Genomic DNA, 24,571 nt, shown 5'->3' with positions numbered 1-24,571 from the left:
TTGGATTGTCGTTGTATAAATATTTAATACTAAAATCTGATTTTTGATTAAACACAAAATTAGTGTTTTTGATATAAAAAGCGCTGTAGATACCCAATTTGTTTGCTCATTTGAGCGATGTTTAGGGAAATAAAGCCTAAATACTATCCTCGAGAGTATATGTCGGTCAGAATTGTTTGAAGTTCGTCAATAGAAGTGACTTTATCAAAGCTAAGGATTAATCGCCCTTTCGCTTCTTTGAGCGAACATTTTTTGGGGTTGACTTTCACATAATCAAGAATCTTGCCAAAAACACTTGATTTATAATACCTTTCATTCTGTGAGGAAACGAAGAAACAACGTAGGTTATTATTTTTTAACATAATTTTTTCGATTCCAAGAACTTCTGCTTTCCATCGTACACGAACTATCTCAATCATATCCTTCACTTCAGGGGGAATTGGGCCGAAACGATCGTTGATGGCACGTTGAAAATTTTGTAATTCTTCTTCTGATTTCATGTCGTCGAGCTGGGTATAGAGCGACAATCTTTCAGAAATCGAGGTCACATAGTTTTCAGGAATTAAAACTTGCATATCGGTTTCAATTTGACAATCTACCTTCAATTTGTTGGTCGATTCTGCCAAATCTTGCTCAAATAAAGCTCTAAACTCATTTTCTTTCAATTCTTGAACAGCTTCATCTAGGATTTTATGATACATTTCGTATCCCAAATCATTAATAAAACCACTTTGTTCGGCACCAAGCAAGTTTCCTGCTCCACGAATATCCAAATCTCGCATAGCTACCTTGAAGCCATCTCCTAAATCAGAGAACTCTTCCAGTGCACTCAGTCGCTTGCGTGCGTCTGTTGTAAGTAACGAGAGCGCAGGTGTGAGTAAATAACAAAATGCTTTTTTGTTGGAACGCCCTACCCTACCCCTCATTTGGTGCAAATCTGATAGACCAAAATGGTTGGCGTGATTGATGATGATCGTGTTGGCATTTGGAATATCGATACCCGACTCGATGATATTAGTAGAAACAAGCACATCATAATGACCTTCGATAAAATTCATCATCACTTTCTCAAGTTTATCCCCTTCCATCTGACCATGTGCAATTCCTACTTTGGCATCTGGCACCATTCTAAGTATGCTATTTCCAATGCTTTCTAACTCTGCCACTCGATTATGAACAAAATATACCTGACCTCCACGTTTTAATTCGTAGCTAATGGCATCGCGAAGTAATTGATCGCTAAGAACGTGAAGCTCGGTGGTAACTGGTTGACGATTTGGTGGCGGAGTTGCAATAACTGACAAATCACGTGCCCCCATAAGTGAAAAATGCAAAGTACGTGGAATAGGTGTTGCTGTAAGTGTTAGCACATCTATGTTCACACGCATTTCTTTAAGTCGATCTTTAACTTTTACGCCAAATTTTTGTTCCTCATCAATAATCATTAAACCCAAATTTTTGAAGGTAACATCCTTATTCACAATACGATGTGTGCCAATCAGGATGTCGGTTTCACCATTAGCTACACGTTTGAGGGTTTCTTTGATTTGTTGTGTCGATTTAAAACGGTTGATATATTCTACACGACATGGAAAGTTTTCTAGGCGGTCGCGGAAGGTACGGAAATGTTGCATAGCCAAAACGGTAGTAGGTACCAAAATCGCCACTTGTTTGGAGTCTGCGACAGCTTTAAATGCCGCACGAATAGCCACTTCGGTTTTTCCGAAGCCTACATCACCACAAACTAACCTATCCATAGGGTTTGGTTTTTCCATATCAGCTTTTACATCAGCCGTAGCTTTTGCCTGATCTGGTGTATCTTCATAAATAAAAGAAGATTCTAATTCTGCTTGTAGGAAACTATCTTTTGAAAATGCATATCCTTGTGCCAAACGACGCTGAGCGTAAAGAGCAATCAATTCTTTGGCAATGTCCTGAACCTGTTTTTTGATACGGGACTTCTTGTTTTCCCATTCAGGAGAACCCAATTTTGACATGGTTGGTGGTCCACCTTCTTTGCCTGAGAACTTTGAAATTTTGTGCAAAGAGTGGATAGATACCATCAAAACGTCGTTGTCCCTAAAAATCAGACGAATAGCTTCTTGTTCAGACTCCCCAACTTGGACTCTATCAAGACCTGCAAAACGTCCAATGCCGTAATCCACGTGGGTCACATAATCGCCCACTTGCAAGGTACGAAGCTCTTTTAGGGTAAGCGCTTTGGATTTTGAATATTTGCTTTTTTCTTTGAAACGGTGAAACCTATCGAATATTTGGTGGTCGGTATAGCAAACAATTTTGTTTTGCTCGTCTATGAATCCCTCTCTAAGGCCAATAGTAATTGGCTGAAAACGCACATTGGAGTCGATTTCTTCAAAAATCGTGGTCAGTCGTTCTAACTGACGTTGTGATTCGGAGGTAATGATATTTGTGAAGTAAAAACTCTGATATTCACGAAGATTATCCGCCAATCGCTTAAAATCCTTGTTGAAAGATGGTTGTGCTTTGGCTTGATAGATAAGTTTCTCAGATTTTTCTTTAAAATAAAATCTACGCCCAAACTCTGTGATGCCGAATGCTTTGATTAAGTTTAAAAAACTTCGTCGAGATTCGAATAATTGGTTTGGATCCGATACAACCTGAATTCCTCCACTTTTGGCAAGGATTTGCTGAAGGCTTTGTTCTACCTTTTCAAAACATTTCTGTACTACTTCCAGAGCATGTTCTAGGTCTTTGAACCAAATGCGGGTATCTGGTGATAAAAACTGGAAAAATGGTTCGCGAGTTTCTTGAACTAATTTGGTCTGAACATCTGGAATAATATTAATTTTCGAAACAGATTCAATCGAAAGCTGAGATTCTGGGTCGAAAGTTCGGATACTTTCAATTTCGTTCCCAAACAAATCAATTCTGTAAGGAAGCTCGTTCGAAAAGCTAAAAACATCTACTATTCCACCACGGATAGAAAATTGCCCTGCTTCGTACACAAAATCAGTTTTTTCGAAATCATAACTTAGTAAAACTTCTGCCAAAAAGTTGGTATCCAACTGTTCGTTCAAAGACACCGTAAGTGTATTTTTCATCAAAGAACGCTTGTTGATAACTTTCTCAAAAAGCGCTTCTGGATAAGATACAATGATATGTCCTTTATTGGTATTGTTGTTGATTTTACTTAAAACCTCAGCTCTCATCAAAACATTTGCGTTATCAATATCTTCATACTGATAGGCTTTTTTGTATGACATCGGAAAAAGCATTGGCACTTCTTCTCCCAGAAGACTTTGCAGGTCGTTCAGGAAATAGACAGCTTCTTCGCGGTCTTCCAACACAAATAAGTGGTCTTGTTGAGGGTTAAGCTGATGTATTGCGGAAGCAATAACAGCGTCGAGACTACCCGAAAGCCCCTTTAACTGGACTTGAGGATACTTTTCTCGGTTTTTGATTTGCTCCGAAATAGTTTGCACAACGCCATCTTCACGGTAGAGCTTCAGGAAATCTTTAACAAGCATGATTGAAAATAAAGCTAGGGTCTGTTTTTATCGTAAGGTAAGAGTTTTTCAGTTCAGAAAAACACAATTAGCCACAAAGGCTCAAATACCGAATATTTGAGCCTTTGTGGCAATCATTTCACAAAAATAACTGTAAAAAAGAGTAAATAGTTTTTAATTCTTCAGAATCTCAAATTCTACACGTCTGTTTATGGCCTGATTTTCTGGAGTATCATTCGCTACTTTGGGACGGTTTTTACCATATCCTTTTGCTATAATTCGCTCAGGAGCTACGCCAAAAGCGATGAGTTGGTTACGAACTACATCTGCACGCTCTTGCGAAAGTCGGTTATTGACCTCATCGCTACCCACATTATCGGTATGCCCACTGATTTCAACATTGATTTTGTTCTTTTTGATAAATTCAGCGATACGCTTCAATTCTGGAGTTGACTCAGACTGTAGAGCTGCTTTCCCAAATTCAAAGAAAATGTTATTCATCGTTATCTTCGTACCAGCTTCGATTGGAGCAACGGTGATATCTTTTCCTTCTATTTCAAGGTATTTTCCTGAAATTTTACTCAAGTCAATATTCTGAGAAGTTCCTACAAAACCATCGATTTTGGTTGTAATACCATAGTTCTTACCATAAGGCAATACGATTTTGTAAATACCAGTCAGCGGGTCTGGACTGGCTTGACCTAATTCTTTTCCTGTGGTCAAATCTTCATAAATGACTTTGGCATTTTTAGGTACTTTCCCTGTTTTGCTATCAATCACTTTCCCTGCAACAAGGACAACAGGTTCTGATTTGGTAGCGTCGGGTGCGGGTTGATTTTTGGTGTTTTTGGTATTTGGTTTGTTTGTAGCCACCACAGGCTCATTACCTGCCTGTATAGGTGATGTTGTACCAGCATCAAGCTTCAAACGAAAAATATCCTTTTTACCAAGAGAGCTTTTTCCAGAAATAAAATAAGCATAATCACCAGAGGCTGGAATCGTGTAATAGGCATCATATTCATCGGTATTGATAGGTTCGCCGATGTTTTGAGGCTCTGTCCAGTTGATCCAAGTCTCATCTTTACGTTTACAAACATAAATGTCATTACTACCTTTTCCGCCTTCTCTGTTACTAGAAAAATACAACGTTTTACCGTCGGCCGCCAAAAAAGGAGTAGTTTCGGTAAAGTTGGTATTGATATCATCGCCCAAATTCATGGGTTCAGACCAAGTTCCATCATCTTCTAAAAAAGAAGCATAGATATCATCTTCGTCAGAGTTTTTCTTTTCTGAAAAAGCCATTAATAAAACCTTTCCATCAGCAGACAAGAAGCCATGCTCGTTTTTGCCTCGACTTAGTTTTTCGTATTTGGGAATGTCCAATTTGCGAGGAAGTCCCCAGCCTCCTTCAAGTTTTTTGGCGATAGAAAAACCTCGTGTTTCGTACTGACCGTTTAAATAAGCACCTTTCATGAGAATAGTTTGCCCATCGGGAGAGATACTCAGAATACTATTGTACTGATCTCTATTAAGGTTTTCGGACATACGTCTTGCAGGTGTCCATGCGCCCATGGTATTTTCGGAAAACCAAATATCTTGGGAGCCTGCAATTTGTTCCGAACCACTAACCCCATATTTGTTTTGAGGGTGGTTTTTACGTCCAAAATAAAGGGTTTTACCATCTGGAGACATAACTGGCCCCAGTTCTGAGTATTCAGTATTGATAGCAGTACCAAGGTTTTCGGGTTTGTTTTGAGCCATCAAGAATGCAGATGGTATACACAACAAAACGATAGCCAACGAAGTATAGAGTTTCATGAAAATAGCCAATATTAAAGGGTTTATGTCATAGGCAAACGAACAAAGCTACGCATGTATTGTTAGGCTTTATTCACCCATTTACCAACAGGAAAATCTGGATATTCAGCTTGTTCCATACGATTGAGGAGGCTTTCGAGACTATCATCAATCATGAGCATATCAAAATTAGTTTGCTTTAAGAAACCTTCTTTCACCATTTTATGAATCATTTCGATTAATGGGTCATAAAAGCCATTGACATTAAGCAGACCAACTGGCATTTGGTGAAGTCCTAATTGTTTCCAAGTAAGTATTTCAAAAAGCTCATCGAGCGTTCCCCATCCGCCTGGCAAAGCTACCACTGCATCTGAAATTTCAGCCATCAATTGCTTGCGCTGGTGCATGGTTTCCACAATGTGAATGTGCGTGAGACCTTTGTGTTGTACTTCAAATTTTTCCATAAAAGAAGGGATTACACCAATCACCTCTCCCCCATTTTCGAGTACTGCATCGGCGATTATCCCCATAATACCAACGCTACCTGCACCGTAAACAAGCGTTTTGTTTTTTTCTACTAAAAGCTTGCCAGCAGCAATAGCTGTATTTTTATAAATCTCATCGAAGCCAACAGATGCTCCGCAATACACCAAGATATTTTTCATGTTCAGAGTATACGAAAAAATGTTTATTGTTGAATAAAGTCTCACAAAATAACAGTTTTTAAACTCTCATGATAGCTATTTTTTGAAAATATCACGTAAAGCTGCTTCTGGGTCATCATATAAAAATGTAAAAGAAGTTTCCTGTTTGAGCTTATTGTTGAGTACTTTATTGCCTCCTAGAACAATAGACGCCATTTCTCCAAAAATGGTCTTTAGTACAAATGATGGCACATTTGGTAGCCATAATGGGCGTTTTAATACGCTTGCCAAAATCTGATTGAACGTTCGGTTGTTGATAGGATTGTCTGCAACTGCATTGAAAACACCTTGAACAGTAGGGGTAAATAGTGCATGGATAAAGAGTCTGCAAAGGTCATCAATATGTATCCATGAGAGAATTTGTTCGCCTGTACCTAGTGGTGCACCAAAGCCAAATTTGGTTGGCAGAGCCATTTTGGGCAGTGCTCCCCCTTTGTCAGAAAGTACAATACCAATGCGGAGTTTAGTCGTTCTGATACCGAGGTTTGCTATTTGGTCAGCGGCTTTTTCCCAAAGAATACAACACTCGGCAACGAAGTCATTGCCTGCTTGAGACTCTTCGGTAATGATAGCACTCCCAGTATCTGCGCCGTAAAATCCAATTCCTGATGCTGATACAAACCCTTGAATATTATGTGGAATCATTTGGAGTTTTTGGGCAATCAGCGCCATTGATTTTGTTCGAGAATCAATGATTTCTTTTTTGCGTTCGGGTGTCCAACGCTCGTCTGCAATACCTGCACCTGCCAAGTGGATGATATAGTCAGCCCCGCGAAGAGCCTCCTCATCAATGATTCCTTTGTCTATATCCCAAACGAAAGTTTTTACGTTTCCTCTCTGTTGAGCTTTGCGACTCAGATGCCAAACCGAATGCCCTTGTTCAATTAGTAGCTCAGTAAGCCGTGTGCCCACAAGCCCAGTTCCGCCAGTGATTAGTATGTTCATTAGTTTAGTTTTTTACAAGAGAATAAAAGAATTGATAAGAAAAATGAAGATACAGCATATCTCAATAAAATAAACAACAAAAGGAATCTAATGGTTATATTGAATCTTATTTAGTGTTAATTAGTTGATTTTTAGATTTTTATTTTTTTGATTGAATGTTCGGTTGTGATTTGTCGGAAATAATTAAATTCCAAAATATCCTTTTGGTAAATTTATAATCTTATAAACATGGCTATTTTTTACTGGATGGGGAATAGGCGAGTGCCTACAAACCTTAGTACTTAGTTTCGGTTTTTACTCAAAGAGAAAATAAGTATAGAATGAAATAGATTGAACGTTCGAATATCTTAATTTTAAGGAATTAGAACACAAATAGATATATACAAACCTAGGCACTTTTGGTTATTAGACATAACGTGGGCCGAAATCGTGATTGAGATTATTTGTAAAAAAATGTATATATTCGACCAATTAAGTATTGTCTAAAACGACTCAAAAACCAAACTATTTCTTAGTTATAAACATGAACTAAGACCCTAAAACTGCAAGCAATGAAATTACATATCCGAAATTTTTTATCCATGTTTGATGTCTTTGGAATTGTGGAGAGAGACCCTTTTGGTAATTCGATGTTTCTGAAAAGAATCATCATGTTTACCTTAGGTTGGATAACTTACGGAAGATTGAGAGTTTATAATAAAACCAAAATTAGTGGAACAGAACACCTCGAAAATTTACCACAAACAGGAGTTCTTTTTCTTTCAAATCACCAAACCTATTTCATGGATGTGATTTGCTTGTATCATGTTTTTTTTAGTATCAAATGGGGCTTCAAAAATTCGATAAACTTTCCCATTTATTTATTGGCTCCTCGGTCGCGCCTGTTTTATGTGGCAGCTTCAGAGACGATGAAAGAAGGTGGATTATTGCCAAAGATTTTTTCTCAAGCTGGAGCTATTTTGGTGAATCGTTCATGGAGAGCCAAAGGGCATGATGTGAAAAGAGAATTGGATACTGCCGCAAACGACAAGGTTGGATTAGGTTTAAAATACGGTTGGGTGGTTAGTTTTCCGCAAGGAACAACTACACCTTACGCTCCACTTCGTAAAGGAACAGCGCACTTGATAAAAGCACATAATCCCATTGTAGTACCTGTGGTAATCAACGGTTTTAGAAGAGCCTTTGACAAAAAAGGACTTTTGTTTAAAAAACGTAATACAACGCTTTCGGTAACATTCAAAGCCCCAATTCAATTTGACCCTAATATGCCAGTTGAAGAGATGATGGATATTTTGCGTGAGCAGATAGAACAAAAAATACCTGTCGAAAAATTGAAGTGGAGAAGAGAAGAATAAGACTATGCTAAGCAAAACTCAGGGAATTGTCATCAACTACGTGAAGTACAAGGAAAGTTCGATTATTGCTAAAGTCTATACTAAGGAGTTTGGCATACAATCGTACATTGAAAATGGCGTAAGAAGTGCAAGAGCCAAAAACAAAATAGCACTTTTTCAGCCACTCACTTTACTCGACCTTGTGATATACCATAAGGAAGGAAAGGATATTCATCGTATTGCAGAAATCAAATGTAATCATCCGTTCGAATCGATTCCTTATGAGATAGCAAAATCATCGGTAGCGATTTTTGTCACCGAGATTTTGACCAAAACGCTACGTGAAGAAAGCCCGAATGAACAACTGTTCGAGTTTGTAGAGCAATCAATCTTGTGGCTAGATGGTGCTAATAAGCACTTTGAATGCTTTCATATTCAGTTTTTATTGTCAATGACAGCGTATTTAGGTTTTTTGCCTGAAACACTTGAAGAGATGGAAGAGGAATTGAGCTTGTATGGATACCCTTTGACCAAAGGAGCTAAGGCTGGGCTTCAACTCCTTTGGGGTTTGGAATATGGAGAAGTACCAAGAATAGATCGTCATTCAAGAAATGAAATGGTAGAGATACTATTGCACTGGTATAAAATACATTTGGAGACTTTTGGAGAGATAAAATCTTTGGCTGTTCTCAAAGAGATATTACACTAGATTTTGCGCTTTAATTCAAAGTGTTTACCCAAATACAAGCGACGCACTTGCTCGTCCGAAGCAAGGTCTTCGGGTGTACCTGATTTTAAAATTTTCCCTTCAAATAACAAATAAGCACGGTCAGTAATCGACAATGTTTCGTCTACGTTGTGGTCGGTAATAAGGATACCAATATTGCGATATTTGAGCTTGGCTACGATACCTTGAATTTCTTCTACAGCAATAGGGTCCACTCCTGCGAAAGGCTCATCTAACAAAATGAATTTTGGGTCAACAGCCAAGGCACGGGCAATTTCGGTACGACGACGCTCGCCTCCAGATAGTACTTGTCCAAGGTTTTTGCGAACATGAGTCAATGAAAATTCTTCTAGCAATTGCTCTGTTTTTTCTTTTTGCTCTTTTTTAGAAAGTTTAGTTAATTCCAAAACTGCTAAGATATTTTCTTCAACCGATAGCGTTCTGAAAACAGATGCTTCTTGAGCCAAATAGCCAATCCCCAAACGTGCACGCTTGTACATGGGCAAGTTAGTCACATCCAAATCATCGAGATATACTTTTCCAGAATTGGGCTTTACCAAACCTGTTGCCATGTAAAACGAAGTCGTTTTACCAGCACCATTAGGACCTAGCAAACCTACAATTTCGCCTTGTTCTACTTGGTAGCTTACATTGTTGTTGACCAAGCGCTGACCATATTTCTTTACAAGATTTTCTGTTCTTAGTAGCATAATTGCTGTGGCAAAATTCTTTGAAATAAACCTGCCGTTTTTATCTATGAATTAAAATAGAATACGATGTTTAGGAAAAAACACAAACTGAAAGCCACTGTGCTTTTCCATGCATTTTAGGATTCAAACTTAATATCTTTCAACATCAGTTGAAAACTCTTTTTCCCTTGCCACTCGTTGATTTCGATGGTATAACAAATAGAGCAAGTTTTAACTTCTAATAATTTATCAAAAAAGTCTTCAACCATGCCAAAGCCTACACAGGTAAAAGCCGCTGAACCTTCTTGAAATGCTTGAAACTTCAGATGCTTTTCCTTCATTTTGATAGGAGCCCCATATAATTGTACTTTGTGACTTACAAAAACAGGTGTCATATTTTGAGGACCGAAGGGCGCCATTTGACTCATAATACGATAAAACTTGTCTGTAATAGCTGATAGTGGCAAGGCTAAGTCTATTTCTATCAGCGGAGAAAGCTGTTCTTGTAAAATTTTTCGAGAAACAACTTCTTCAAATTTTCTTCTAAAATTTTCAATTTGATTAAGCTCTAACGTCAAACCAGCTGCAAAAGTGTGTCCGCCAAATTGAATCAAATGCTCAGAGCATTCTTCAATGGCGTCATACACATCAAAGCCTGGCACTGAGCGTGCCGAACCAGCGGCATTGCCATGTGATTCTGTCAAGATAATGGTAGGACGATGATATTTTTCGATACATCTACTGGCTACAATTCCAATTACACCTTTATGCCAAGTTTCATTAAATAACACCGTACTTTTGGCGGCAATCAAATCACTATTTTGGGCAATCATTTCCAAAGCCTCGGCTGTAATAGATGAATCAAGTCCTTTGCGGTCGGTATTATGTTGACCAATCACACGGGCAAACTCCTCAGCTTTTTGTTCGTCCTCAGATAACATTAGGTCAACAGCATCGTATGCATGGCGAATTCTTCCTGCTGCGTTGATTCGTGGCCCTAATCCAAATACCACTTTGGTAATATCCATTTTGCCTTCCAGCGAAGCGGATTTAATCAATGCTTTTAGCCCCGTTCGTGGATGGGTATTGAGTTGTTGTAAACCATAAAAAGCCAAAACTCGGTTTTCACCCACAATTGGTACAATATCACAACTAATACTCGTCACAACCAAATCCAAATAGGGCAACAACAAATTGACATCAATATCTTTAACTTGACAATAAGCTTGTAACAATTTAAAACCCACGCCACAACCTGTTAATTCCTTGAAAGGATATAGACAGTCTTCACGTTTAGGGTCAAGTACCGCTACCGCATCTGGCAGCTCGTCGCCTGGTCGGTGGTGGTCACATATAATAAAATCTACGCCATGTTCTTTTGCCCAAGCTACCTTATCAACAGATTTGATTCCACAGTCGAGGCTTACAATGAGAGCAAAACCATTTTCGGCGGCATATTCAATCCCTTTTTGTGAGACGCCATATCCTTCGGCATAACGATCGGGAATATAAAATTCAATATTCTGATGAATATACTTTTGCAAAAATCCATAAAACATAGCAACCGAAGTAGTACCATCTACATCATAATCACCATAAATTAGTATTTTCTCATTTTGCTCAACGGCTTTACTCAATCGCTCAACGGCGATGGCCATGTCTGCCATCAAGTACGGGTCGTGTAAATCTGATAAGCTAGGACGAAAAAAATGCTTAGCTTCATCAAATGTACCAACGCCTCGCTGACCCAACAAGGTAGCGATTTCATAACTCACACCTAATTCTTTTGATAGGGTATCTACTATTTCTGAAGAGGGTAATTTTTTATAATTCCAACGTTTTTCGACCATGGATTGATGACTGTGGATAACAAGATGTTGATTATTAAAGAACAAAGTTATACTTAAATATAGGAGACTTGCAAAGAAGGACTGTGACTATAAGATTTTTTAAGAAATTCACACTTCATACTTTGCACTTTTGCACTCAATTTTCAATCATTAACAAGTTTATTTTCTATGAAAAGATTATTTATAATTTTATCGACACTTTGTTGGTTGAGTCTCAATCTACAGGCTCAGAAAAGTACCTCTCCCAATTCTTTGCAGGAACGAATGGAATGGTTTCAGGATGGAAAGCTGGGCGTATTTATCCATTGGGGCATCTATTCTGTAAAGGGAGTAGATGAAAGTTGGAGCTTTTATAACCACAAAATCTCATACAAAGACTATATGGCTCAACTAAATGGATTTACGGCAAGTAAATATAATCCTGAAGAATGGGCAGCTTTAATTAAAGATAGTGGCGCAAGATACGCCGTAATTACTACCAAGCATCATGATGGCGTGGCACTGTGGCCAACCAAAGAAAAACATTTTAGTACTTTAAAAAACACTCCAGCCAAAAGAGATTTGATAAAGCCATTTTTTACTGCTCTTGAAAAACAAGGTATTAAAAAAGGAGCCTATTTTTCTCTAATTGATTGGAGCCATCCAGATTACCCTGCTATTCTGAGAGATAGTAATCGATACAAAATGCAAGATGATTTGGCTCGCTGGGGACGCTTCAAAACTTTTGCACATAATCAGATAGATGAATTACTGGCTAATTATAATCCAGATCTTTGGTGGTTTGATGGCGAATGGGAACATAGTTCGAAGGAATGGGAATCTGAAAAAATCAAAGATAAAATACTAAAAGCTCAACCTTGGGCTATTGCCAACGACCGACTTTTGGATTTTGGACATTATGAGACTTATGAGCAAACCATCCCTCCTACCCGACCAAAGAAGTTTCCTTACTGGGAGGCTTGTATGACTTCTAATCTCAACTGGGGATATCACCCTGACGATACCAATTACAAAACCCCATTTCAGGTTATCTCAATCTTTGCAGATGTGATTAGTAATGGTGGAGTTTACCTATTTGATATTGGGCCTAAAGAGGACGGTACAATTCCTGCCGAACAAGTTCATATTTTGAAAGAACTAGGAAAATGGAATAAGAAACACGAGGAGGCTATTTTTGGTACTGTGGCGGGTATCGAAGCAGGACATTTTTATGGGCCTACAACGTTGTCTAAAGATTCAACTACTTTGTATTTGTTTTTACAACCACAATCTTCAGGGCAAGTCATGTTGAAAGGATTGAATAATAAAATCAATAAAATCAGAGTCGTAGGAACAAATCACGAACTAACTCATCAAGTACAAAGCAAAATGACTTGGGGTAATGTGCCAGGGATTGTATTCATTGATGTTCCTGCAAAAGTAAATGATACTTATATGACTGTCTTGGCGCTAGAACTCGAAAAACCGATTAGTATTTATAAAAGCGATGGAGAAAAATAGGGGCTAATTTGAAGATGTGTCAATTTGGAGATTTGAAAATGTGTTAAATTTTTGGCTTGAGTCTATTTTCAAAAAGTGATTTTCCAACTGTTTAACATAAAAGGCGTTCGAAAAACTAATTTCGAACGCCTTTTATGATACTATAAAACCTATTTAGAAGTAAAGTATTACGTCTCTACGAGCCTTGATTATTCAAAACTCCGCACTCAAAACTCAACACTCACTAGACTCCTTCAGCTACTACTTCTTTTACGTCAGGAACCATTCTTGTCAAAAGGTTTTCGATACCAGCCTTCAAAGTCATCGTTGAAGAAGGGCAACCCGAGCAAGAACCTTGAAGCAATACTTTTACGGTACCTTCATTGAATGAGTGAAAGCTGATAGCGCCACCGTCTGATTCAACAGCAGGGCGTACATATTGGTCAAGAACTGCTTTGATTTTGATAACAGTATCCGAATCAGGCTCGCCCGAAGGATTTGTTTCGTGTGCTTTTATCGTTGATTGAGCAAAAACTTCTTTTTTATCCTCGAAGAATTTTTTCAAAAACTGCTTCAAGTTGAATAATTCATCTTCCCATTTCGTTTCTTCATCCTTGGTTACCGTCACAAAGTTGGAAGAAATAAATACTCTTTTTACAAAATCAAAACCAAATAACTCAACCGCTAGAGGTGAGTTTTTTTCTTCCGAAATTGCATCCGAAGGTGTTGCATAATCGAAAGAAGCACCTTCTGGAACTAATTCAAAGTTTAAGACAAACTTCATTGAATTAGGGTTCGGAGTTGATTCTGTATAAATAAATATCTGAGATTTTAACATGATGCCTGTTTAGTTTGATTAGCTATTATGGTTGTTATAACAAAGGATGTCCAAAATTAGTTTGCAAAGTTTGATAATTGCGAATGCTTTCTTTCAAAAATTTGATTTTTGATACAAATCTTACAGAATAATCTGATAATGAGACTGTAGACTAATTGAGGGTAAAACGATTACATTGGGGAGGATTTATTGAATAATAAACTAAAGTTTGTGTTTATTAAAGGTTTTTTCAGTGCTTTTGCCTAGAGGATTCAAATAAGTTAAGGTATTGTTAATGAGAATCTTTTCTATCAAAAAACAAGAATTTATCGTACTTTTGTTAAGTTTTTTTCTGAAAAAAGATACCTGCTTTAGAAGCACTCAGAGCTCAAATGTCGTTTTTTTGTTGGGAATCCCTTCGATAATGCCGAACTTAGTAGAGTGATTGTAGAAAATGAATGTTTTGAAGACATGCGTTTTCAAACCCTAAAAATTTAGCTGATACAAATGTTAGATATAATTCAACTGCTTCCTGATTCGATTGCGAACCAGATTGCTGCTGGGGAGGTAGTCCAAAGACCTTCTTCTGTGGTGAAGGAGTTGTTAGAGAATTCTATAGATGCCGAAGCCACTCAGATTCAATTGATTGTAAGAGAGGCAGGCAAAAACCTTATCCAGGTAATCGACAACGGTAAAGGTATGTCCGAAACCGATGCTCGAATGTGCTTTGAGCGCCACGCTACTTCCAAAATACGTACTTCCGACGATTTGTTTAAAATCCGTACCATGGGATTTAGAGGCGAAGCTATGGCCTCAATTGCGGCGGTATCTCAGGTAGAACTAAAAACCCGACGTAGCACAGATGAACTAGGTACGATGGTAAGAATTGAAGCTTCGGAGCTAAAAGCACAAGAGGCTATTTCGACACCTGAAGGCACCAATCTTTTGGTCAAAAACCTATTCTACAATGTTCCCGCTCGTCGTAATTTCTTAAAGTCAAACCCTGTAGAGATGCGTCATATTATTGATGAGTTTCAGCGTGTGGCTTTGGCTAATCCTGATATTGCCTTTTCATTGTATCATAACGATGCCGAGATTTATAATTTGCCTTCTGGTAAATTAAGCCGTCGTATTGTGGATTTATTTGGCAAAAGCTATCGCGAGCAATTAGCGCCTTGTGAGGAAGAAACATCATTTGTGACAGTTCGTGGATTTGTGGGAAAACCTCAGTTTGCCAAGAAAACTCGTGGCGAACAGTTTTTCTTTGCCAATAATCGTTTTATCAAAAACAGTTATCTCAATCACGCTGTGATGTCGGCGTTTGAAGGATTGATGCCCGAAGGCTCACATCCTTTCTATGTTTTATTTATTGAGATAGACCCTGTCCATATTGATATAAACGTACACCCTACTAAAACAGAAATCAAATTTGATGATGAACGTACCGTTTATGCCATCGTGCAAGCTGCTGTACGCAAATCGATGAGCCAACATAATTTGGCGCCATCACTCGACTTTGATACCAATATCAATTACTCCAATCAGTTTTTTAGCTTTAATAATGCTCCTACGCCAACATCAACGGCTGTCCCGAGCAAAATGAATCAAGCTGATTTTGATAGTGAAAGACCTTTTGCGAAGCCCGAAATGTCGCCTCGTGAAAAAAGCAATCTTTCAAATTGGAACAAATTGTATGAAGGACTAGACAGTACCGTTGAAAGTTTTGAGCAAAAAAGAGTAGAACAATCCTCATTTAATTTTAGAAATGAGGAAGATTATCCAGAGTCTCAGCCTTTCACGCTCAAAAGCAAAGCCAATGATTTGTTAGAGTCTCGTCCATTACGCAGTTCGCAAGATTCAGATGCGACAACTTTCCAGATTCACAACCGATATATTATTTCTCAGGTAAAATCAGGTATGTTGTTAATTGATCAGCGTGCAGCTTATGAGCGTATTTTGTATGAAAAATTTGTACAATATCTTCAAAAAAATAATGGAACATCGCAGCAACTGCTTTTTCCTTCTACGATAAAATTAACACCTGCGGATTTTCATTTATTGGTCGAAATCCAAGATGAAGTTCGTAACCTTGGTTTTGATTTAAGCGTTATCGGTCATGACTCATTTATCGTCAATGGTATCCCAGCAGATTCGCCCGATGAAAATGAACAAGCTTTGATTGAAGGTTTATTAGAACAATTTAAGCGCAACGAATCGGAGTTGCATCTCGACAGAGTTGAAAATTTAGCTAGGTCTATGGCAAAACGTTCGGCAGGACGATTTGGCATGTCTCGTTTGTCAAACCAAGAAATGAACACTTTAGTAGAGCAACTTTTTGCCTCATCTAATCCAAGCTATTCGCCAAGCGGTGAGCTTACTATGAAGATTTTGGGATTAGCAGAAATAGCCAATATATTTCAAAAATAAAACTTCCTTCAAGGCATCTGCAAAGGTGCCTTATTTATCTGTATATGAAAACGTCTAAAATCGCTCTTGTTTTGCTAGGCATATTTGTTTTTTCTGGCGTAGGAGTTTATCTCAAATCTTGTCAAGAAAAATCTAGTTCAACAACCGAACAAGCAAGTACCCAAGCCCCAGCAGCCGACCAAGGGCTATTGCCAGCCGCTACCTTCAATGCCGATTCGGCTTATAAGTTTGTAGCAAAGCAGGTTGAGTTTGGTCCAAGAGTTCCTAATACCAAGTCTCACAAAGCTTGTGCAGCATGGTTAGCTGACCAGTTGAAGGCTTATGGATGTCAGGTAATCAATCAAAACTTTGTGGCAACAACCTACGATGGTAAAAAGCTCAATGCAGTAAATATCATAGGAACCTACAACCCTGGAGCAGCCAAAAGAATATTGTTGGCAGCACACTGGGATACTAGACCTATTGCCGATAAAGATACCAAGGATAAAGATAAGCCCATCGACGGAGCCAATGATGGTGCAAGTGGTGTGGGTGTTTTATTAGAAATAGCAAGAGCCATTAAGGATGCTCAAAACAAACCTAATGTCGGGATTGATTTTATCTTATTTGATGCCGAAGACAATGGTGAACCAAATGAATATAGCGGTAATTCAGGAAATCAAGTTTGGTGGTGCTTGGGCTCACAATATTGGGCAGCCAATAAGCACGTACCAAATTATCAAGCCTATTATGGTATCTTATTGGATATGGTTGGCGCAAAGGGCGCTGTTTTTCCACATGAAGGATTATCCATGCAATATGCTCCTATCTTAACTAGATCTATCTGGGATATCGCTTCAAGGCTAGGATATGGTAATTTATTTATCGATGCCGATGGTGGTGCATTAACCGACGACCATGCTTTTGTGAACGATATTGGTAAAATTCAAATGATTGATATTGTGGAGCTTCGACCAAACGATCCTAAAACTTTTGGCTCGTATCATCATACCCACAACGACAATATGAATGTGATTGATAAAAATACGTTGAAAGCTGTTGGTCAAACAGTTTTGACAGCTTTGTATCAAGAATAATGCTTTTCGAAGCATTTTGATGATCCCAAAAAATGCATATTCGTGTTTTTTGGGATTTTTTTGTGGATAAATGCAAAAGCCTTGCTTTTGACACTCGATGGATATAGATACTTTCCGTACCTTTGTGCATCTTTTTCAACCAACTACCAAATGGAACAAACAGAACAATTAAAACTCGTATTTCTCAACGATGTACATGTCGCATTAGGAGCCAAAATGGTACCTTTTGCAGGATATTCAATGCCAGTTTTATATACCAACTTAATTCAAGAACACCTTGCTGTTCGTAACTCAGTTGGGGTATTTGATGTATCTCACATGGGTGAATTTGTGGTAAAGGGCGAGCGTGCTACTGAATTTTTACAGTATGTTACCTCAAACGATGTAGCTGCTTTGTACGATGGCAAAGTGCAATACTCTTGCTTGCCTAATGACAAAGGTGGTATCGTAGACGATTTGTTGATTTACCGCCGTTCGGAAAACGAATACTTTGTGGTAGTAAATGCTTCTAACATCGAAAAGGACTGGAACTGGATGCAGAGCCACAATACTTTTGGTGTTGAGATGCAAAATATTAGTGATGGAATCAGTCTATTTGCTGTACAAGGACCTAAAGGGGTAGCTACCATGCAAAAATTGACTGACCTTGACCTTGGTTCTATGGAGTACTATACTTTCAAAGAAGGTACAGTTGCAGGTATCGAAAATGTACTCATTGCCACAACAGGTTATACTGGCGCAGGTGGTATGGAAGTATATGTAAAAAATGAAGATGCAAAAACCATGTGGGATGCCATTTTTGCAGCAGGAGCAGAATTTGGTATCATGCCAGTAGGCTTAGGTGCTCGCGATACTTTGCGTACCGAAATGGGCTACTGTTTATATGGTAACGATATCGACGATACAACCTCTCCTATCGAAGCTGGTTTGGGCTGGATTACAAAATTTAATAAAGAATTTGTAAACTCAGCTTTCCACAAACAAATCAAAGAAAATGGACCAACCAAGAAATTGGTAGCCTTTGAAATGGTAGATCGTGGTATTCCTCGTCAGCATTACGAAATCATGGATGCAACAGGTAATATCATCGGTGAAGTTACTTCAGGAACTCAGTCGCCTTCATTGAATAAAGGTATCGGATTAGGTTATGTAGCTAAAGAGTTCAGTAAATTAGGTACAGAAATTTATATCAATATCCGTAACAAATATTTGAAAGCTCAAGTGGTAAAATTACCATTTCTTAAATAAGTAATTAGGTTCTAGGTAATAAGCTGTAAGCATAAGTAGGAAAGCGTTAATAGTATATTGGTTATTTGGAGATATTCATAATCAAAAGGTTATAGTCAAATTTTGCCACAGATATGTTATTGATTTAATCTTTCCTTTTACTTAAGGCAAAAAGTTTACAATTGTTTTTAATAGAATAATAGAAACTCTTTTGCCTAATGCATATAGCTTACAGCCTAATGCATAATAATATCAAGTCAGAAACTTAACCTTTTCGAGCAAGAAGTCTGAGGGCTTTTTGCTCGAAAAATTTTGTCCAATCATGAAAACCATTGATGTTTGTTTAACGCCAGAATTATTACATCTTCATAATATCGAAAACTCAATCGTTGTGGTTGTGGATATTTTCAGAGCCACTTCTTGTATGACAACGGCATTTGCCAACGGCGTAGGGTCTATTATCCCTGTGGCTACCATCGACGAATGCGTTGCTTATCAACAACAAGGCTATTTGGCCGCTGCTGAGCGTGACGGAAAAACGCCAGAAGGCTTTGATTTCGATAACTCGCCATTTAGTTATATGGTCGATAAAGTGAAAGATGCAACAATTTGTGTGACAACCACCAATGGGACTTTGGCTATTACCAAATCAAAATCTGCGGTGAAAGTAATGGTTGGGTCATTTCTAAATCTCGGTGCTTTGTCAACTTATCTTAAAGATCAACAGTATGATGTATTGATTTTATGTGCTGGATGGAAAGGCAAGCCAAACTTGGAAGATACCTTGTTTGCGGGTGCTTTGGTAGAGCGTTTGAAAGAAGAATTTATGATTGAGGAGGATTCTGCGTTAATGGCCTTACGTCAATATCAAAATGCAAAAGATGATTTATTATCTTTTGTAGCATCGTCATCTCACGTTCGTCGTTTGCAAAGATTAGGTATTCAAAAAGATATAGCTTATTGTTTACAACATGATTTATATGATGTTTTACCTGTGCTAAGAGGTAATGCTTTGGTAAATATGTAAGGTTTTTGTTATTTGTTAACAGTGTATCAGTTATCAGGATACACTGTGGATAATATTGAAGTACTTGGGTGATTGAGTGGTTGTTTTTTTAATAAATATCACCAGTCCAAACGCAATCTTTTGTGTCGAGGCAAGTTTGATAAATAACAATCAATCATTCACTCAATCTCAATTCACTCAATTCAGAAGCTCGATGGCTTTCTCTAAAATTGTATCGATTTTAGCACTCTCATCTTTTGTGGTAATATTTATACGATAATCGGGCATAACTCCATTTTCAATATCTTCTTTTTTAGTATTGGAAAAAGCTACAGCCGAAAAACGATAAAGCCACCCATTGGGCAATTCTCCACCAATAGGCCCAGCCCCCCCTCCGCCAGTAACGTCGCCTACCAAAGTCACTTGGGGTTGCTCGGACATAGCCGAGGCAAACATATTGGCAGCACTAAATACGCGCCGATTGGTGAGTAAAATAATTTTTTTACCATAAAAAGACCCACTAGGCTCTACATACACGGGAGTATAGTTCTTAAAATCGTGAAGGGTTGCGCTATTTTTGCTTCTGGTAAAACCAATTAGCGTCTTTTCTAATAAAAAATGCTGCATTAGGCGTTTTATATTTTCTACAGAGCCGCCATTGTTGTCTCTGATATCAATAATTAAACCTTTGGTGATAACCATCTTATTAATAATATTATCCCATTCTTTATCCTCTAGTGTAGTCGAAAAACTACCGTAGTAAATATAACCTATGTTTTCGTTGAGCACTGTACTCCTGATTTTTTGCCCATATCCAAATTTTAGGTATTGATTTGTTAAAATACTATCATTAAAATTACGAGCATAGCCTCTCAACAAGCCCAAAGCCGAATAGTAAGTATAGTTATAACGAGTATTAGGAATTTGTAGATTGACGTGCCCATCATGTAATTCATTCATCATTTGACTTACGATTGTAAAGAATGCATCTTGTGTCAATTGGTCATTTACTTTTGGTCGATATTTCTGATAAATACTTTGCCAATCAATTCCCTTTAGCTCAAAATAGCAGTATTTATCTCTTACAGTTTTCCAGAGTATTTCAAAGTTCTCGGTGGGAGTATTAGATGGATTAGGAGCAATAAATAGTTTTTCGCAACCCAAAAGAGTGAACACTACGAATATCAATAGAAGTATTTTTTTCATAAAACATCAAAAAGAAATAACCTTACCAATTGTCAGAGATGTGTTTCCAAGAGATAACTCAGAAGGAGCCGTATAATGTCTGAAACCCCATTCGATTCCTACACGCCAAGCTGTCTTTCGATTTGGATGTTTGATACTTGCCGACGAGTGTTCTCCAAAATAAAGCGTACAACGATTCGTAAAGAAGAAATATTTGTTGACTCCACCAACATAAATATAGTCAGCAAGGTATCTCCAGAGCTCTTCCTTAAAATAGGCATCATGAGCATACCCCGAACGACCTAATACGCTTACAAGAGGCATCATAAAAAAATTCCTGAATTGTACTTTTTGATGAAAAATCTTCATGGACTTCCAATAGCTAATAGCAAGCCCGAGCCGAATGCCTGCATCCACCGAAACTTCATTGTTTCCATATCCTAAGCTATAAATATCAGAAAACCTTGTAGCAATATTCAAGCCTGTAAAACCACCCAAAAACAATGATGATGTATTTGTACGCAGTATATTATATTGCTTCGCATAATACAAATTAATCTCACCAGCAGCTACAGTTAAGGTATTTTGTTGCGAAGGAATACCAAATGACATTGTGGATAACAATGTGGATAACTTATGCTTTTGAAGCTTTTGATGTTGAAATTCTAGCCCTATTGCTACTAAATCATACCTAAGTGGGCTAATAAAATCATCTCTGAATGTAGTTGAACCTACTTTGCCTGTAAAACTTCGGTATGTTGTAGATAATGTGCTGTCAATATGTAATTGTGCATAACTTGTCAGCGTTGACAGTAGTAAGCAACAAAAAGTAATTGGTCTCATTCAATATTTATACTAACTGAAAAGAATAGTTAAATCAGGTGATTAGGGTATTTAGGAAAGAGAGTAAGATAGGTTTGATTTACAAATAAAAAAGGAATACTTCGGATTTACTAATAATCTGACCTGATGATGCCAAACTTTGTAAAGTAAATCAAAAATATTCCTTTTATAAAGATTATTTAACGCTTATGTCAAATTGGATATTATTGAGGTCAGTTCAACTAACACTCACCTGTTTCAATATCACAGCTATTACTTTCTGCTTGAACGGTAATTCCTTCTTCTTGAAGGATTTGTTGGAATACTTGTTCAAACACTTCGCTCGGTTGAGCACCAGATAAGGCATATTTTTTATTGAAGATATAAAAAGGTACACCTCCTACGCCATGCTGTCTGAAATAGTGCATTTCTTCTTTTACACTATCAGTAGCTTCGTCAGAATTTAAAAGTGCTAATGTTTTATCTTCAGACCAACCTATTTGACTTAGGATATTGATTAATACCTCTTTTTTACTCAAATCAACACGGTCTATAAAATAGGCTTTGAGGAAGAGTTCTTTTAGCTCGGCTTGCTTGCCCTCCATAGCGGCAATAGTCAAGAATCGATGCAAATGGAAGGTATTGATAGCTTTGGGTAAAGCCTCAAACTCAAAATCAAGCCCTACTGATTTACCCGCATTTTCGACTTGCGTAAATTTTTGTAGATACCCATCTCCAAAGCGATTTTCTGCGTATGTATTAAAGTCAACTCCTTCGTTTGGGATAGTGGGGTCTAACTGAAAAGGATGATAGACAATTTGCACATTATCAGAAATTTGCGTATTTTCAATAGCCTGTTCAATTCTACGTTTTCCTATATAACACCATGGGCAAGCCACATCTGAAACTACATCTATTCGAATTTTTGCTTTTTCTTGATTCATTTTCTTGAATTTTATTTTAATCAAAACACCTATCTACCTCATTAAATTCCTATTTTTTAGTATTACTAATAATTCTTTTTTGAAACAATCTAATAGTCAAATAGTTATAAAAATTGTTTAGTCTGTTTGTTATATTTCAAATGTGATTATGCACTCCGTAATCACTCTAACTTTTGAGAATTATGAGGAAAGTTTATTTCATCGCTATCTCAGCTATGTTTTTTTTGAGTGCGTGCAATCGCCACGACTTTCAGGTTGGTACGGCTTGTCATCGAGAAATTGAAGATGAAGTCTTCAAACCCAATTATGAATCATTTACTTGTATCGAAAAACAGTTTACCCTCGTAGATACCACCTATAGGTTCGACGCTGTTATTGACGAAATCGATACGCAAATGAGACTTAGAGGTTATCAAGATTCCAAAGAGCGTCCCAACTTAATAGTGTTTTATGCTCTTTTTCCAACAGAAGTTAATTTATCGGTACTTCAGCGTTCTTTTAGAGGCTTAGGTAAAGAAAATATGAGCGAAGAACTCAGAAGAATCAAACTTCGAAAAGGTACCCTCCTTTTGCAGTTTGTCGAAAATGATTCTAATCGACCTATTTGGATGGGCTACGCTGCAGGTATTGCCGAGGAAAAAACCAACGATATAGATGAAAAAGCTCTTCGCTCGGCTACTCGCCAAATTTTTGATAATTATAAAATCTTTGCCAAAAACTACTTAACTAATCAGCCTGTTACAGCTATGGTGTTGGCTCCAAGTAAATGAGAGCAGTCAAAGGTAAGTAATTATGCAGAGTTATATTTTTAGGGACAAGGCAGCAGGCATAAGGCAAAGCGTGTTAAAATGTTTTTTACTGGCCACAGACATGCATTTTCCCAAAGCCCACCGCCGAAAGCCGATACCTGAAAGCACAATCTTAAAATGAGTCATATCTAGTATTTAACTATCAAAAAAGCGGTTGGAAAATATTTTTCAACCGCTTTTTTGATGAAAACTTGAAGAATAATTCCTATCCTACAATTCGGAATGACTCATCTTAGTTTTTCAAAATACATTCAATGTTCTGCGCTTTACGATTCGTCTGTCTTTATTTTAATTTTCTTCAAAATTTAATATTAAATAATTGTTAAATTTTTGTAATATTATCATTAAGTCATGATGGCAAAAGAGTGTTTGAAACACAATCGCCAATATCTCTTAAAGTATATGACTATAATGAAATGTTGGACCATTAACCCAATAGCAAGATGAAACAATTATTCTTTTTATTACTACTTGCCACCGTAATCATGTCATGTAGCAATCAGAAATTTGCTGTTCGTGCCAATAATGATCATTTGATGGTAAATAATCTCAATCAGACTTATCAAATTGTGATTGGGCAAAGTGAAGCAAAATTGTCAGAAGAAACCGAACGTGCAATTCAGGACGAAGTTGAAAACCAAATGGAGGCTCGTGGTTTTGTGCGTACCAGCAAATCTCCTGATATTGTAGTAGTATGTTCTGTTTTTGAAACCAAATTGAAAATTAAAGACAGTCGCAATGTAGAGGAGGACAAATCGGAGTATACCACTCGTAGAGTAACACTCAATGGCGGAACATTAATGATTCAGATGATTGACGAAAACTTGAATAAGTCTGTTTGGCTCGGAATGGCTTCGGGTTTTATCAAGCCTCACAAATTGGTAGAAGAACGTGAATTAAAGGCTATTACACGAAGTATTTTTGATGAGTATAAATTGGTAGCTTATGGCTACACACCAAAACAGGAAATGACAGCGACTCGTTAGTCATTAAACTATAAAGTAAAACATGAGTCATCCCGAATTTTTAGGATTGGGATTATTCTCCAAGTTTTTATCAAAAAAGGGGTCGAAAAATATTTTTCGACCCCTTTTTTGATGCTACTCTGCTAGATATGACTCAGCTTAAGACGCAATCATTGCGTCTCTACTGATGGAATATAAATTTTAAATTAATCACTCATTCATTCTGTCGCTAAATCACTAAATTAGGAATGACTCATGTTTGGTCAAACCAAAATACTTC

General features: G+C 37.5%; 19 protein-coding genes. 9 read left to right on the top strand and 10 right to left on the bottom strand.

All coding sequences use genetic code 11. From position 1 onward, the window contains the following. Window positions 1-143: 143 nt before the first annotated feature. The 4 genes from mfd to ACOVQ4_RS17385 all read right to left on the bottom strand — a co-directional run bounded on the left by mfd (window position 144) and on the right by ACOVQ4_RS17385 (window position 6,934). On the bottom strand, window positions 144-3,509 hold the full coding sequence (gene mfd, locus ACOVQ4_RS17400) for a transcription-repair coupling factor (RefSeq protein WP_421821892.1): 3,366 nt from the start codon (window positions 3,507-3,509) through the stop codon (window positions 144-146). Window positions 3,510-3,662: 153 nt separating this feature from the next. Beyond that, complete coding sequence (locus ACOVQ4_RS17395) at window positions 3,663-5,306, bottom strand: OmpA family protein (protein ID WP_421821891.1); 1,644 nt, start codon at window positions 5,304-5,306, stop codon at window positions 3,663-3,665. A gap of 62 nt (window positions 5,307-5,368) precedes the next feature. After that, window positions 5,369-5,950 (bottom strand): TIGR00730 family Rossman fold protein, encoded by a 582-nt coding sequence (locus ACOVQ4_RS17390; protein WP_421821890.1) that lies wholly within the window; start codon window positions 5,948-5,950, stop codon window positions 5,369-5,371. A gap of 75 nt (window positions 5,951-6,025) precedes the next feature. After that, window positions 6,026-6,934, bottom strand: a complete 909-nt coding sequence (locus ACOVQ4_RS17385) for a TIGR01777 family oxidoreductase (protein WP_421821889.1) — start codon at window positions 6,932-6,934, stop codon at window positions 6,026-6,028. A gap of 551 nt (window positions 6,935-7,485) precedes the next feature. On the opposite strand from ACOVQ4_RS17385, the gene ACOVQ4_RS17380 reads away from it, so the two are divergent. Together ACOVQ4_RS17380 and recO are read left to right on the top strand one after the other, a co-directional pair. Next, window positions 7,486-8,289 (top strand): lysophospholipid acyltransferase family protein, encoded by an 804-nt coding sequence (locus ACOVQ4_RS17380; RefSeq protein WP_421821888.1) that lies wholly within the window; start codon window positions 7,486-7,488, stop codon window positions 8,287-8,289. Between the two features lie 4 nt (window positions 8,290-8,293). Continuing rightward, entirely contained in the window at window positions 8,294-8,977 is a 684-nt protein-coding gene (gene recO / locus ACOVQ4_RS17375; protein ID WP_421821887.1) for a DNA repair protein RecO, read from the top strand. Here recO and lptB read toward each other — a convergent pair. Together lptB and recJ are read right to left on the bottom strand one after the other, a co-directional pair. Continuing rightward, window positions 8,974-9,705, bottom strand: coding sequence for an LPS export ABC transporter ATP-binding protein (gene lptB / locus ACOVQ4_RS17370; protein ID WP_421821886.1), 732 nt, complete (start codon window positions 9,703-9,705; stop codon window positions 8,974-8,976). The genes recO and lptB overlap by 4 nt on opposite strands. A gap of 116 nt (window positions 9,706-9,821) precedes the next feature. Beyond that, complete coding sequence (recJ, locus tag ACOVQ4_RS17365; RefSeq protein ID WP_421821885.1) at window positions 9,822-11,534, bottom strand: single-stranded-DNA-specific exonuclease RecJ; 1,713 nt, start codon at window positions 11,532-11,534, stop codon at window positions 9,822-9,824. 168 nt (window positions 11,535-11,702) lie between these two features. Here recJ and ACOVQ4_RS17360 point away from each other — a divergent pair, with 168 nt between their 5' ends. Then, complete coding sequence (locus ACOVQ4_RS17360) at window positions 11,703-13,034, top strand: alpha-L-fucosidase (RefSeq protein WP_421821884.1); 1,332 nt, start codon at window positions 11,703-11,705, stop codon at window positions 13,032-13,034. A 223-nt stretch (window positions 13,035-13,257) separates the two neighbouring features. On the opposite strand, the gene ACOVQ4_RS17355 is transcribed toward ACOVQ4_RS17360, so the two are convergent. Then, complete coding sequence (locus ACOVQ4_RS17355) at window positions 13,258-13,851, bottom strand: NifU family protein (protein WP_421821883.1); 594 nt, start codon at window positions 13,849-13,851, stop codon at window positions 13,258-13,260. 486 nt (window positions 13,852-14,337) lie between these two features. Between ACOVQ4_RS17355 and mutL the strand changes: the two genes are divergently transcribed. The 4 genes from mutL (at window position 14,338) to ACOVQ4_RS17335 (ending at window position 19,587) form a co-directional block, all read left to right on the top strand. Beyond that, a complete protein-coding gene (mutL, locus tag ACOVQ4_RS17350) occupies window positions 14,338-16,257 on the top strand; it encodes a DNA mismatch repair endonuclease MutL (protein WP_421821882.1) in 1,920 nt (639 codons plus the stop codon). A gap of 44 nt (window positions 16,258-16,301) precedes the next feature. Then, complete coding sequence (locus ACOVQ4_RS17345) at window positions 16,302-17,333, top strand: M28 family peptidase (RefSeq protein WP_421821881.1); 1,032 nt, start codon at window positions 16,302-16,304, stop codon at window positions 17,331-17,333. A gap of 150 nt (window positions 17,334-17,483) precedes the next feature. Beyond that, complete coding sequence (gcvT, locus tag ACOVQ4_RS17340; RefSeq protein WP_421821880.1) at window positions 17,484-18,581, top strand: glycine cleavage system aminomethyltransferase GcvT; 1,098 nt, start codon at window positions 17,484-17,486, stop codon at window positions 18,579-18,581. A 301-nt stretch (window positions 18,582-18,882) separates the two neighbouring features. Further along, on the top strand, window positions 18,883-19,587 hold the full coding sequence (locus tag ACOVQ4_RS17335) for a 2-phosphosulfolactate phosphatase (RefSeq protein ID WP_421821879.1): 705 nt from the start codon (window positions 18,883-18,885) through the stop codon (window positions 19,585-19,587). 177 nt (window positions 19,588-19,764) lie between these two features. On the opposite strand, the gene ACOVQ4_RS17330 is transcribed toward ACOVQ4_RS17335, so the two are convergent. The 3 genes from ACOVQ4_RS17330 to ACOVQ4_RS17320 all read right to left on the bottom strand — a co-directional run bounded on the left by ACOVQ4_RS17330 (window position 19,765) and on the right by ACOVQ4_RS17320 (window position 22,517). Then, complete coding sequence (locus ACOVQ4_RS17330) at window positions 19,765-20,772, bottom strand: S41 family peptidase (protein ID WP_421821878.1); 1,008 nt, start codon at window positions 20,770-20,772, stop codon at window positions 19,765-19,767. 6 nt (window positions 20,773-20,778) lie between these two features. After that, entirely contained in the window at window positions 20,779-21,594 is an 816-nt protein-coding gene (locus ACOVQ4_RS17325) for a hypothetical protein (protein ID WP_421821877.1), read from the bottom strand. Between the two features lie 221 nt (window positions 21,595-21,815). Then, on the bottom strand, window positions 21,816-22,517 hold the full coding sequence (locus ACOVQ4_RS17320; protein WP_421821876.1) for a DsbA family oxidoreductase: 702 nt from the start codon (window positions 22,515-22,517) through the stop codon (window positions 21,816-21,818). Between the two features lie 182 nt (window positions 22,518-22,699). Here ACOVQ4_RS17320 and ACOVQ4_RS17315 point away from each other — a divergent pair, with 182 nt between their 5' ends. Next, the gene (locus tag ACOVQ4_RS17315; protein WP_421821875.1) at window positions 22,700-23,287 is read left to right on the top strand and encodes a DUF4136 domain-containing protein; all 588 of its coding nucleotides are present in this window, start codon (window positions 22,700-22,702) and stop codon (window positions 23,285-23,287) included. A gap of 482 nt (window positions 23,288-23,769) precedes the next feature. After that, a complete protein-coding gene (locus tag ACOVQ4_RS17310) occupies window positions 23,770-24,312 on the top strand; it encodes a DUF4136 domain-containing protein (RefSeq protein ID WP_421821874.1) in 543 nt (180 codons plus the stop codon). Window positions 24,313-24,571 lie beyond the last annotated feature (259 nt).

Origin of the sequence: Flectobacillus sp., from assembly GCF_049240685.1 — a bacterium.
GTDB lineage: Bacteria > Bacteroidota > Bacteroidia > Cytophagales > Spirosomataceae > Flectobacillus.
This window is presented reverse-complemented; position numbering and strand designations above follow the sequence as displayed.

Bases quoted from the DNA above. Each gene is read 5' to 3' on its own strand.
- mfd (WP_421821892.1), bottom strand. From the start codon at position 3,509: ATGCTTGTTAAAGATTTCCTGAAGCTCTACCGTGAAGATGGCGTTGTG.
- ACOVQ4_RS17395 (WP_421821891.1), bottom strand. From the start codon at position 5,306: ATGAAACTCTATACTTCGTTGGCTATCGTTTTGTTGTGTATACCATCT.
- ACOVQ4_RS17390 (WP_421821890.1), bottom strand. From the start codon at position 5,950: ATGAAAAATATCTTGGTGTATTGCGGAGCATCTGTTGGCTTCGATGAG.
- ACOVQ4_RS17385 (WP_421821889.1), bottom strand. From the start codon at position 6,934: ATGAACATACTAATCACTGGCGGAACTGGGCTTGTGGGCACACGGCTT.
- ACOVQ4_RS17380 (WP_421821888.1), top strand. From the start codon at position 7,486: ATGAAATTACATATCCGAAATTTTTTATCCATGTTTGATGTCTTTGGA.
- recO (WP_421821887.1), top strand. From the start codon at position 8,294: ATGCTAAGCAAAACTCAGGGAATTGTCATCAACTACGTGAAGTACAAG.
- lptB (WP_421821886.1), bottom strand. From the start codon at position 9,705: ATGCTACTAAGAACAGAAAATCTTGTAAAGAAATATGGTCAGCGCTTG.
- recJ (WP_421821885.1), bottom strand. From the start codon at position 11,534: ATGGTCGAAAAACGTTGGAATTATAAAAAATTACCCTCTTCAGAAATA.
- ACOVQ4_RS17360 (WP_421821884.1), top strand. From the start codon at position 11,703: ATGAAAAGATTATTTATAATTTTATCGACACTTTGTTGGTTGAGTCTC.
- ACOVQ4_RS17355 (WP_421821883.1), bottom strand. From the start codon at position 13,851: ATGTTAAAATCTCAGATATTTATTTATACAGAATCAACTCCGAACCCT.
- mutL (WP_421821882.1), top strand. From the start codon at position 14,338: ATGTTAGATATAATTCAACTGCTTCCTGATTCGATTGCGAACCAGATT.
- ACOVQ4_RS17345 (WP_421821881.1), top strand. From the start codon at position 16,302: ATGAAAACGTCTAAAATCGCTCTTGTTTTGCTAGGCATATTTGTTTTT.
- gcvT (WP_421821880.1), top strand. From the start codon at position 17,484: ATGGAACAAACAGAACAATTAAAACTCGTATTTCTCAACGATGTACAT.
- ACOVQ4_RS17335 (WP_421821879.1), top strand. From the start codon at position 18,883: ATGAAAACCATTGATGTTTGTTTAACGCCAGAATTATTACATCTTCAT.
- ACOVQ4_RS17330 (WP_421821878.1), bottom strand. From the start codon at position 20,772: ATGAAAAAAATACTTCTATTGATATTCGTAGTGTTCACTCTTTTGGGT.
- ACOVQ4_RS17325 (WP_421821877.1), bottom strand. From the start codon at position 21,594: ATGAGACCAATTACTTTTTGTTGCTTACTACTGTCAACGCTGACAAGT.
- ACOVQ4_RS17320 (WP_421821876.1), bottom strand. From the start codon at position 22,517: ATGAATCAAGAAAAAGCAAAAATTCGAATAGATGTAGTTTCAGATGTG.
- ACOVQ4_RS17315 (WP_421821875.1), top strand. From the start codon at position 22,700: ATGAGGAAAGTTTATTTCATCGCTATCTCAGCTATGTTTTTTTTGAGT.
- ACOVQ4_RS17310 (WP_421821874.1), top strand. From the start codon at position 23,770: ATGAAACAATTATTCTTTTTATTACTACTTGCCACCGTAATCATGTCA.